At 47.8% G+C, this 11,070-nt stretch carries 12 protein-coding genes; 5 read left to right on the top strand and 7 right to left on the bottom strand.

Features of this window, described 5'->3' with window-relative positions; genetic code table 11:
- Positions 1 to 339: 339 nt before the first annotated feature.
- The 4 genes from AC0QH1_RS03775 (at position 340) to AC0QH1_RS03760 (ending at position 2,851) form a co-directional block, all read left to right on the top strand.
- Positions 340 to 1,614, top strand: coding sequence for a PstS family phosphate ABC transporter substrate-binding protein (locus AC0QH1_RS03775; RefSeq protein WP_324629526.1), 1,275 nt, complete (start codon positions 340 to 342; stop codon positions 1,612 to 1,614).
- Positions 1,615 to 1,790: 176 nt separating this feature from the next.
- Positions 1,791 to 2,078, top strand: coding sequence for a PqqD family protein (locus AC0QH1_RS03770; RefSeq protein ID WP_324629524.1), 288 nt, complete (start codon positions 1,791 to 1,793; stop codon positions 2,076 to 2,078).
- The gene (locus AC0QH1_RS03765) at positions 2,050 to 2,568 is read left to right on the top strand and encodes a lasso peptide biosynthesis B2 protein (protein WP_324629523.1); all 519 of its coding nucleotides are present in this window, start codon (positions 2,050 to 2,052) and stop codon (positions 2,566 to 2,568) included. The genes AC0QH1_RS03770 and AC0QH1_RS03765 overlap by 29 nt, the downstream gene beginning before the upstream one ends.
- A gap of 64 nt (positions 2,569 to 2,632) precedes the next feature.
- Positions 2,633 to 2,851 (top strand): Nif11-like leader peptide family natural product precursor, encoded by a 219-nt coding sequence (locus AC0QH1_RS03760; RefSeq protein ID WP_324629522.1) that lies wholly within the window; start codon positions 2,633 to 2,635, stop codon positions 2,849 to 2,851.
- Here the strand turns inward: AC0QH1_RS03760 and AC0QH1_RS03755 are convergent.
- The 4 genes from AC0QH1_RS03755 to AC0QH1_RS03740 form a co-directional block, all read right to left on the bottom strand.
- Positions 2,848 to 4,083: a cytochrome P450 gene (locus tag AC0QH1_RS03755; RefSeq protein WP_324629520.1), complete on the bottom strand. Its 1,236-nt coding sequence runs from the start codon at positions 4,081 to 4,083 to the stop codon at positions 2,848 to 2,850. The two genes, AC0QH1_RS03760 and AC0QH1_RS03755, sit on opposite strands and share 4 nt — an antisense overlap.
- Before the next feature lie 273 nt (positions 4,084 to 4,356).
- Positions 4,357 to 5,121, bottom strand: coding sequence for an SAM-dependent methyltransferase (locus AC0QH1_RS03750; protein ID WP_324629519.1), 765 nt, complete (start codon positions 5,119 to 5,121; stop codon positions 4,357 to 4,359).
- Positions 5,122 to 5,130: 9 nt separating this feature from the next.
- Complete coding sequence (locus tag AC0QH1_RS03745) at positions 5,131 to 6,198, bottom strand: hypothetical protein (RefSeq protein ID WP_324629518.1); 1,068 nt, start codon at positions 6,196 to 6,198, stop codon at positions 5,131 to 5,133.
- 18 nt (positions 6,199 to 6,216) lie between these two features.
- Positions 6,217 to 6,777 carry a Uma2 family endonuclease gene (locus AC0QH1_RS03740; protein WP_324629517.1) on the bottom strand — a complete coding sequence of 187 codons (561 nt, stop codon included), beginning with the start codon at positions 6,775 to 6,777 and terminating at the stop codon, positions 6,217 to 6,219.
- A 245-nt stretch (positions 6,778 to 7,022) separates the two neighbouring features.
- On the opposite strand from AC0QH1_RS03740, the gene AC0QH1_RS03735 reads away from it, so the two are divergent.
- Positions 7,023 to 7,589, top strand: a complete 567-nt coding sequence (locus AC0QH1_RS03735; RefSeq protein ID WP_324629516.1) for a Uma2 family endonuclease — start codon at positions 7,023 to 7,025, stop codon at positions 7,587 to 7,589.
- Between the two features lie 25 nt (positions 7,590 to 7,614).
- Here AC0QH1_RS03735 and AC0QH1_RS03730 read toward each other — a convergent pair whose 3' ends face one another.
- The 3 genes from AC0QH1_RS03730 to AC0QH1_RS03720 all read right to left on the bottom strand — a co-directional run bounded on the left by AC0QH1_RS03730 (position 7,615) and on the right by AC0QH1_RS03720 (position 10,992).
- Entirely contained in the window at positions 7,615 to 8,634 is a 1,020-nt protein-coding gene (locus AC0QH1_RS03730; protein ID WP_324629515.1) for a serine/threonine protein kinase, read from the bottom strand.
- A gap of 369 nt (positions 8,635 to 9,003) precedes the next feature.
- On the bottom strand, positions 9,004 to 9,168 hold the full coding sequence (locus tag AC0QH1_RS03725) for a lasso RiPP family leader peptide-containing protein (RefSeq protein WP_324629514.1): 165 nt from the start codon (positions 9,166 to 9,168) through the stop codon (positions 9,004 to 9,006).
- A gap of 24 nt (positions 9,169 to 9,192) precedes the next feature.
- A complete protein-coding gene (locus AC0QH1_RS03720) occupies positions 9,193 to 10,992 on the bottom strand; it encodes an asparagine synthetase B family protein (protein ID WP_324629513.1) in 1,800 nt (599 codons plus the stop codon).
- Between the last annotated feature and the right edge of the window lie 78 nt (positions 10,993 to 11,070).

Here is an 11,070-nt window from a genome sequence, read left to right as displayed (position 1 = left end):
GATTGGCAGGGATGATATAATAGAGGCAGGTCAAGTCGATGGGGGAGGCAGGGCATTAATGCAATGCTTTGCTTGCAATTTCGGGAAGGCAATAATTTCTGTCCCTACAGTAGGGGAGTACCGGGTGAGAGAAAAATTGTTTGCCAACCGACTCCACGTTAAAACAATGCATGGATTGCAAAGCGTTGGAACAAATTATTGCGATCGCGGATAGAATATCAAACAGTCTTTACCGATTCTTTCCCTAATGTTTAAGTAACGTTAAACTCATGTCTCCCAAAAATGGAAAAATCAACTATAAACTAAGAGAAGAAGGTCGCCACCTCGGATAGGAGAGGGATGTCTCGGGCAACCCAACAGAGAAATCGCGGTTGGGGAATGCCGGGTGAGGGAATCAGCTACGCGAAGGATTTGCCCGATCGCCTTTCCAGGGATGGGGTAAGTCATAGTAAAAGGGATTACTCCCCGGAAGTGGTGAACCGAAAGTTAACATTGTCTGAACGATTCCCCTTCAGGGATAACAAGGAGAAAGCGCGGGCGGTGGTTGATTCCACTTCATCGATCGGGAGAAAAAGTATGGCGTTCAAATTGCCACTCAATTACCAATCTATTGTAGCGCTGCTGATGCTAAGTGCATTCAGTTTAGTTGGCTGTAGTGGCAGCAAAAATTTTGCTACAGGTGCCACGGGAGGAGAAGCGATCGGCAACATCCGAGTTGATGGATCCAGTACAGTTTTTCCCATTTCTGAAGCAATGGCGGAAGAATTTATGAAAGTCAATCCCGAGGTCAGAGTTACGGTAGGAATTTCTGGTTCTGGTGGTGGTTTCAAGAAATTTTGTGCTGGAGAAACCCACATTACAAACGCATCTCGTCCGATTAATTCTGTAGAAGAAAAGCAATGCCAAAAAAATGGCATTAACTACATTGAAATTCCCATTGCCTTTGATGGCATTTCCGTAGTTGTAAATACTGAAAACAACTTTGCTTATTGCCTTACCGTAGAGGAAATCAAAGCCATTTGGGAACCGGAGGCGCAAGGGAAAATCGAGAACTGGAGGCAAATTCGCGCAAGTTTTCCCGATCGCCAATTGCGCTTGTACGGTCCGGGAATTGACTCCGGGACTTACGATTACTTTACCGCCGCAATCGTAGGGGAAGAAGGAAACAGTCGCGGCGACTATACTGCCAGCGAAGATGACAATACCCTGGTGTGGGGTGTGGCTGCAGATCCGGGGGGTCTCGGATTTTTTGGCTATGCCTATTATGAAGAAAACAAAGACAAACTGAACTTAGTAGGCATCGATCGCGGCGAGGGTTGCATTGCGCCTAATGCAGAAACCATCGCCGATGGTAGCTATCAACCCCTTTCGCGTCCGGAATTTTTATACGTGAATAAATCCGTAGCCGATCGCGAAGATATTAAAGCATTTGTGGAATTTCACCTAGCCCCCGAGAACCAATATTTAATCTCAGAAGTCGGTTACGTTTCCCTCAGCGATCGCCTGCTGAAAAAAGTTCGCCAACGGTATGAAATGGGCAAGACGGGTTCGGTATTTGAGGGGGGTTCCACAGTAGGAATAAAGCTCACCGATTTACTCGAAATCGAACGCTGATTTAAAGGTAGTTTAAATTGGTCATTGGTCATTGGTCATTTGTCATTGGTCATTTGTCGTTTGAGGGAGTACCTGTTACCAAGTGACCAGTGAACAGTGACAAATGACAAACCTCTTGACAGAACACGCGGTTTATGATAAATGAGGATAAGTATAGCTAGCTAAATAGTAAAAAAATGTCGCCACTCTCATTAGAGCGGAAAATCTCTGCTGCAGACAATGTAATCGCTCAAGACTTAGCCGGAGAGTCGGTTTTGCTGGACTTGCAAACCGAACAGTATTTTGGTTTAGATGATGTGGGCACTCGCATCTGGCAAACCCTGACGGAAAAAGATTCGATTCAGAGTGCGATCGCTGCCTTGCTAGAAGAGTATGATGTCGAACCGGAACAGTTACGGCAAGATGTGGAAAATCTGATTCAAGAATTATTAGCCAATGGACTGGTTGAAATTAGCGATTCGTAAATCCCGCAGTTTTTGGGGATTGGAGGAGTCCGATCGCTGGCTAGTTCTGCAAGCTTTTGGGTTGCTTGTGTTTGTGGCAATTTCGTTAAGATTGCGGGGATTGAAGCAGACGCAAGCGGCTGTAGCTAGAAAGCGATCGCTCTGGGAATTTTCCCTTTCTAATGAAGAGAAAACTGCTAAAATTGTACAGACGACTCGCATGGTGCGCTTAGCCGCGAGATACTGTCAACCTTGGGCGAATTGCCTGAAAAAATCCCTGGTGTTGTGGGGGTTGTTGCGTCGGCAAGGAATTGACAGCGAGTTGCGGATTGGAGTGCGACGGGAGGAGGGAAAATTTGAGGCACACGCTTGGGTAGAATGTGAAGGATTCGTGCTAAATGATAGTGGGAACGTGCGCGATCGCTTTGCCACCTTCGATCGCCCCATTGACGCATTGCCAATCCCCCCAACCCCCCTTTTTAAGGGGGGCTTAGAGAATTCCCCCCCTTAAAAAGGGGGGGGGAAGGGAGGGATACTTGACTTGTTTCCTCTAAAAGAAAAGGAAAAATGAGATTATGTCCGTACAAACCGCGTTTCAATTTATCCAACAACTGCGTAATGATGATGGGTTAAAAGCTCGGATTTTAGCCCAGAATCCAACCCCTGACTTAGAAAGCTTTGTCAAACTCGATGCTGAACTGGGTCTAGTTTTCACCGTGGAAGAACTCGAAGCCGCACACAAACATGACTGGGGGATGCGTTGGGTGCTTTATCAGTCGAGAGAGAAGAATTAAAAGACAACTGGCAAGGATTTCAAACTGATAACCACAAAAGTTTCTTCCCAGTCTAGACAGTCGGTTGCTAAGGATAATTCGGGCAAACGTCGCACCAGCGTACCCACCGCAATTTCTGCTACTAATTTAGCCAAGTGCATCCCAATACAGGTATGAATTCCGTGCCCAAAGGAAAGATAGGGATTGGGTTTGCGTTTAATATCGAATCGATCCGGGTCGGGGAACTTGGCCGGATCTCGATTGCCAGCAGCAATAATACAATGGAGAATTTCACCTTGATGAATGATTTGATTGGAGAGTTGGATATCGGACAGTGCTGTGCGCGACATAGATTGCAATGGACTCTGATAGCGCAGGACTTCAGAGATAGTCATTTCAATCAAAGAAGGGTCTGTTTGTAGCAGGTGAAGCTGCTCTGGATGCCGCAGCAGTACCAGAATGGCGTTGGCAATCAAATACTTCGTGGTAGAGTGTCCGGCATGAAATAGTAGGATGCAATTTGCAATGAGTTCTCGTTCGCTCAATTTGCCTTCAGTTTCGGCTTGAATTAAGGTACTAATTAGGGTATCTTTAGGAAGGGAATACCTGTGCCAATTGGCAACTAAACTGCGGAAATATTCAGCGAAACCGGCGATCGCCAGCAACCCTCGCTCGTTGGCGATCGCAGTTGCATCTAAATCTAGCGTCAAGGACAAATCCTGCGATCGCTGCTGAAAGTGGGGATGCCATTCTGATTCTGGAATTCCCAATACTTCGCAATTTGACTGGAGGGTAAGGGGATAAGCGAAATCTTGAATAATATCCATTTTGCGCCGATTTTTGACCCGATCGATGAGGTGGTCAACCTGAGTCTGAAGGCGCGATCGCAAAGCTTGAATTCGCGATTGAGTGAAGGCATGATGCAACAAGTGACGGATTCGCGTATGAGCCGGTGGATTTCGCAGCACTAACCACAGCTTCATCAGTTTTTGACTTTCCTGACGCAGCTCCAAAAATCGGTTGGCTGGTGCTTGTTTTGCGCTTTGTATGTTTGCCTGTTCTTCCTGCGATCGACCAAAGCTTGGATTTTGCAGAACTTCTACAATATCAGCGTAGCGGGTTAGCACCCAATCTTTTCGTTCCGGTCGATAGTAAATTGGGTGGTGTGTTTGCAGATAGCGATAAGTGGGATAGGGGTTAGCGCGAAACTCGGGCGATCGCGGATTAAATGGCAAAGGCAACGTTTGGTTCATAGTTCATCAAATCATTCATTCTTTTTTATGGAATCAAAGACACCCAATCAACTTGAGTAGCGCAGAGATTCACGCACCTCGTACTCCCCCTGTTCTGGTCTTTCTAAATCTGGTATAGTCCCTGCGGGTTTCTGAAGTACCCAGAGCTATTCCGGCGATTCATGTTGAATGGTCACTGTAACGTGATGATTAAGGCAGCCCTGCAATGGCCTTTCACCAGATACGCCACCTTTATTTTAGCCCAAAACCCCTACTTTTCTTAGCCTGGGTTTGTCAATCTGCCACAATATCGATTAAAGGAAATGACAGAGACCACCTCACGGGATCTCGCAACGCGGCATCGATATGAGAGCGAAGGATAGCTAATTGTCCGGGAGGTTGCCGATCGCCATAAATGCGATCGAGATTTTCCTTCCACAGGGGGAAGGTTCGCAGAGAATAAAATCGTCGATCTTGCATCCATTTAATTTTCCAACCCGCTGACTCTACATGATGAATGAGTTCCGAAACGGTGCAAAATTCCATCGATTTACCAAACGTAATTCGTTCTCCCCAGTAATTGTCTGCCACACAGTTGACTGAGAGAATCAGGCGGGTTGCCAAGGGGCGAAGGCTGCTCAGTAAATCAGCTTTCTGGCGAATATGAGAGAGAAATTCTAACAGAAACAGGACATCGTAATTCTCGTTAATTTCATCGCGTTCCACATCTTGACAGCGAACGTTTAGGCCGATGCTTTGACAGTATTTGGCTTGTTTTGTACTAATCGTAATTCCTTCTACCGCACAACCGCACTCCTCAACGAGCATTTTCCCTGGGCCTCCCCAACCGCAGCCGATATCCAAAACTCGCGAACCCCGAGGAATGTAAGGATAAAAATTTCTCACGGTTTGCTTTAACCCTGTTTCTAAATCTTCCGAACCCCGAAAATACCCAAAATGGTAATGCAAGTCCGCCCCGATAATCTGTTGCCATTCTTCAAGGGATTCGGTAGAATAAAAGTTATCTAAATCTGCGTTTTCCTCAAACCGCTGGGTCATTGTTTCTTCCTATTTTACAGATAACCACTGATGTTCAAACCACAGATAAGCTTTAGCCTCTAGGTTACAAGGCGATCGCCAACTGATTTTAATGTGACTCAACCGGCGATCGAAAACTGTAAACCGTTCCCTTGGTTGCAAAAGCGAAGCCGCAATTAACTTTCTCGGCCAAACTGCCTGTGAATTCATCGGATGGGTTTGACCGGGCCAGTTTAATAATGCCTCTCCTTTTTTCCGTTCGCACAGTCCTAATTCTACCAAATAATCCAGTAAAATAGACCAGCGAGGTTCGCTTGGGGGCTGTTTGAGAAAAATACATTCTAAGCCTATTTGGGGATAAATTTTATTTCCCACATCCAGACAAACGGTGATGCGATCGCACAGCGCAAACAACTCCTTCATCAACGCTTCCAGTTCCGTCGTTTCTCCCGGCCAACCCACCGCTTGCAAATAGGGAATTAACCCATCCGGTTGCAAGCGCTTGACATTAACTCGCAAAGCCGGGAAATTTCGGGAAAGCATTGCGCCGATGTGACTGACAAACACGCTTTCCGGACAAGCACTAAAGCAGCGATCGAGATTGTCTTGCCACTCGCGCCAACCCGCTTTACCCAGGAGTAAATCAAGAGATTTTTGGGCAATTGGATAGGTGGAAACCGCAGGCGATACCTCTTGCGGCAACCCGAAGAAAATCGCCGGTAGGGGCAGAAAATTTGAGCAACTTTTAACATCAAACTCCAGCCAAATTTCCGGAATCCCCTGAAGACTGGATTGCCACTCATCTAAAAAAACCTGCAATTTCCCCCAACCGGAATCCACAGAAATGCCCTTGTTGGCAATAGCAGCAGCAACAAATTCTCGCAACAACGCCAACTCCCTTTCTTCCCGAACAATGCACTGCTGCAAATCCACTTGGGGGGCATTAGCATTGAGGCGACATTCAAACCCACCCCGCAGAATGGGGGCAAGATTGCCTGCCAAGGATTTTAAAGCCAAAACTGCATCGGATCCAACTAATACTGGCATCAGATTCGGCAACAGGACATCCAGGGATTCAGTGAGGGGTGAAATGAGCATCAGCGTCGATTTTTTCCCTCAAATGGCAAAAATGTCAGAGACGGGAATTGAAATATCGGAAAAGGCTAAAGGAGAAACGGTTTCTGACGCGGAAAACTCGCGCTGTTGTCGATAGTCTTCGGGTTCAGGAAAACGATAAACGATTAATTTTCGAGCGTTAATATCCACAACCCAGTATTCCGGTATTTTTTCTTGGGCATAGAGTGCTTTTTTGGTTGAAATATCGTAACTGCGAGTGGCTTTGGACACTTCAACGAGAAGTTCGATATTTTCAGGAAAGGGGTAATGGTCGATGTATTGCGATCGCGGGAGTTTAGCAACCACAATATCCGGTTCGGGTTCGGAGTTAGATAGTGCGATCGGTTTATTTTCTCGGACATACGCCCGTCCGACGGTTAACCGTTCCAGTATTTTTGCCAAATTTTCTTCAAAATAAGCCTGTTCTGTGCCTTCAGGAGACATTTCTAAGATGAGTCCGTCTATCAATTCGACGCGGCGATCGCTGAGGATGCCAACTTCAACCATTTGATGGTATTCTTCCACAGTGAAATGGGCAATTTTTGGGGATATGACAGCCATCAATTCCTCCGTTTTTTTCGCAACTGAAAATATGGCAAGGGCGTCAGCAAAGCTCCCCCATTTCTGGGTAGCGCCAAACACCAACAGTTTCTACAGCCTACACCCATAGTCGGGTCAAGCCGATCGCTTTGCCAAGCGTCTGTGCTTCCGAGAATCGCCCCTCATCCGCCAAACAAGTGCTACAATAGAGGGATAAAAGCATCATAGCTGAAACCCTTGTACATAGATTTAGGATCCAAAGCTCCGTGACCAGCACTATTACTCAATCCTTGACGATTGAAGAATTTTTGAAGCTCCCAGAAACCAAGCCTGCTAGCGAATATATTAACGGCGATATCGTACAAAAACCAATGCCAAAAGGAAAGCATAGCCGATTGCAACTTAGGCTTTGTAACAGTATCAATCTCATCGCCGAACCCCCGCAAATTGCTTGTGCTTTTCCCGAATTACGCTGTAGTTTTGGCATCCGCTCTATTGTCCCCGATATCGCTGTTTTTTTCTGGTCGAGAATCCCATTTGATGCTGACGGGGAAGTTCCCAATGACTTTTTATTATCCCCGGATTGGGCCATTGAAATTCTCTCACCGGAACAAAGTTCAAATCGGGTGATTGGCAATCTTCTCTATTGCTTGGAGAATGGTTGTCAGTTAGGGTGGTTAATCGATCCAGCCGATCGCTCTATTTTAGTTTTCCGCCCAGAACTCCCACCATTACTTTTGCGAGGTAGCGATCGGCCACCCGTTCTAGAGTCTATTGATTTAGAGCTAACGGTGGATGGGATTTTTGAGTGGCTGAAAATGACGAGGAATTAAACCAAATTAGCATTCCCCTACCGCTTTAACGAAGCAATGCCGAATTGACGATACCGGCTACATCTTTCACGATCGCATCGCACAGTTGGGGTAATGCCTCTAAACTATCGCTGCGAGTTATTTTTCGCACGGGTACTGTCGTAGCAACGCGACTCAAAGCGGCAAACTCCCGCGCTTGCTTATCCATATCTAATTTTAAATGGTTTGCAGACCGCTGCGCCATTAACTCCATAACCGCCATTGCCGGGGGAATGGGTTCTACAGTGGGTTTGGCTAACCCCGGTTGTCGGGGTTCGAGAACGTAAATCGCGGCTAAAGGCAAGGGTTCGCCTTGAAACTGCCATCGGGGGGTACTGCTTGCACTGAGCGCAGTCGAACCGCTGTTATCCCTTAAATCCACAAATCGTTTCTCGGAAAAACTGAACACTCGCGGCAAATCCGCCTCCGATCCGTACAGAGCATTAATGGTTTTAGGCCATAATCGGATGCGCGGATATCCCGGTTGGACGAAGAAATACTCTGCGCGACTGCAAACAACGGCAATATCATCGGAAAGAATCGCATATCCCCGACTCGCCAGAGTCGCTGCCGTGGTGGATTTGCCTACTCCACTCTCCCCCACAATCGCGATCGCTTGCCCACCGATTCCCACCACGCAAGCATGAAGGCAAAGCGTACCCCGCAATCGCAAAGCACAAGCCAAAGCCGGACCTAATAACATGGCAGTGATTTCTTCGATTACCGAACGCTCCCAACTTACGAAGATATGACTCCCCTCAGAGTCAATCTCGAAATCAATTTGTCCGTCCCCGCGAAACCAGAGATGGAAATAAGTCCCGTCTTCTTTGGAGATTAAGTTAACTCCAGAGGAAAACTCCTCTACATCTGGTGACGGCAGTTCAAACACTCCATTTAATTCCACCCAAATATCCACCGGGGCATCAGCCTTGGCAGAGATTAAACCCGGTAGAGGGTGGTTCGCTTCTAGCGTTAAGCCATAAGCTGTGTATTGATAAAGCTTACCCAGTCCAGCCAAACTACTCATTTCTCTAGTTCAGGTTTGAGAGGGGACTAGCACCCCCTCTTTCCCAGTCTTTATGCGCTTTAAAAGGGAGCATCTCAATTTGGACAAGAGACCTAACCCCCCAGCCCCCTTCCCTTGAAGGGAAGGGGGAGAAAGACATTTATTCCCCCCTCCCCTGCGAGGGGAGGGGGGCTGGGGGGAGAGGTCAGATCGGTTTTTAGGCAAAATTGAGATGCTCCCATTTCAAATGGTTTTTATAGCGGGTCTCATCTTGGCGATCTACAGAATTTTCTGGATTCGGTGTCTGCTTGAGAATCACAGATTAGGGCTACCTACATCAAGAACGAAACCTACTATCGCTTCAGAACGAGAGCGAAAAACTCATTTTGATTAAGAAACATAGATATTAGGAGATGATCCGCCGCCATCACTAGGGTTCCCGGGGTTATTAACAGTCAGCGTCAGCTCGCTGACATTACCAAATTTTCGCAATTGTGGGCTGTGGTATGCTTTTTTGCTGGAAGAATTAATGTTGTTGGTAGATGTTTGAGACATAGTTTTTTATCCTAAATCGGGGTTTCAAATCAACGATAAAACTGGACTGAACTGAACTTCTGGACGCTGTTGGTGGTGCAGCCAGTATGCCAGTTGCAGGGGTGGGATAGCCTGATTGTAACTGGCAGGGGTGAGTTCTCCCAAAGCTTGCAGTTTTTGCAACAGGGATTCAGTCTCCACATAAGCGCTGAGGGCTGGCGTGGCTCCCAGTTCTACCATCCAAGGCTGAATCCCTCGTTGCTGCATTAAATTGTAATGAGCAAATCCTCGCAGGGGTGTTTTAGCTCGCCGTAACACCGCATCCGGCAACCGGCCTTTCATCGCTTCCCTGAGCAAAAATTTACTTTCAAACCAGGGGACAGGCGGCACCGACAGCAAGTATAGCACCAAGCGCACATCGAAAAACGGAAAGCGAACTTTAAGGGGAAAACCCGTGAAGCCCGGATCCGACCAAGCAAATATATTCGACCACAAGGGAGCAAAAGTCATCCCGTAGCGGTCTGTGTGCGGTGTCGCGGTCAAGATTTCTTCCAGTCGCGCTTTCAAGTTGGCTCGTTTTGCAAAATCGGGGTTAAACCAATCGGGAAAATTGATATCTTGAGAGCCTTGCTGCCCTCCTTTAAGCCAACGGCGCAACTGAGTCCGCAATCCCAACCGCGGCAGGCGACGAAAGGAGCGAATGTAACCCAACGCATCCAGCATAAAATGCCCAACCCGAGCGCTTTGTAGCAACTGATACCAGTAAGACGGCGATGGATAAAATGCCGGATCGCCGCCAAACCCAGCCAGCAACACTCGACTGTATCCCGCGATGCGCCGGTTAATCTCGATTTCAGCAATTTGGGTGGGAATGAATAGGGGTTCGGGATAGAGATATTCTGGCCGTTCTGGAGGGGCTTGCTGGATGTAGTCTTCGGCTACTAGGTATTCAATTGGGAAACCGGCCATCTGCGCGACTTGGGTGGCATAGTCTCCTTCGTCGTCGGTCAAAAGCTGCTTGTAGATAATCGTGTAAGCTCGAAAATCCACCGGCGAACCCGTTGCCGTCATTAACTGATAGGCAGTGGCGGCGATACTGGTGGAGTCCATGCCCCCGCTTAAGTGACTGCCAGCACTATCGGTTCGCAGTCTATCTGCAACCGCCCGGTCAAATAACTCCCGAAATTGCTCCACATATTCCGAGGGGTCTTGGTAACGCAGGTATTCTACCGCTTCTGGCAACTGCCAATAATGCCGGATCCTCATCTGACCTTCGCGCCAAGTCAGACTGTGGGCGGGGGGCAACTTTTGGATATCGGCAAAAGTGGTGGTGGCGACATCCCTATTCATGCTAAACAGCAGGAAGTCGCCGATCGCCCCTTCGTTGAGTCTATCCGATACTCCCGGATGCAACCGCAAGCCATTGAGATGGTTGCTGAAAACCAAGCCGCTGCCAATTTGAGCGTAGTAAAAAGGCACCACCCCAAATTGGTCTCGGGCGCAAAACAAGCGCTGCTGCGGGCTATCCCAAATTCCAAAGGCAAAATCCCCACTCAGGTACTCCAGACAGGCTTCTCCCCAAGTGTGGTAGGCGTGCAACACCAAGTCAACATCTGGCGTAGGATCCTCGATATGGCGTCCCAGACCCCGTAGCTGCTGGATTAACTCGTCGCGTCGATCCAGACGGATATCTCCAGCAATCCAAACTTCCCCCTCAAAACTGAGCGGTTGTCGTTCCGTTGCCGATTCCCAAGTGGTTCGCAAGAGGGCGTGACCGAACCCCAGATGACCCTCATTCCAGATATCTCGGGCATCGGGGCAGACAGTTGCCATCAACTCGGTCATTTGCTGTTAATGACTAAAGCCTGATTTACTGGAAAATTCTAGATTATTCCGGAAATACCTCACGGCGTGTGGTAGAGT

The sequence above is a fragment of the Phormidium sp. CCY1219 genome, from assembly GCF_055795085.1.
The sequence above is the reverse complement of the archived record's forward strand: the minus strand, read 5'-3'. Positions and strand labels throughout refer to the sequence as shown.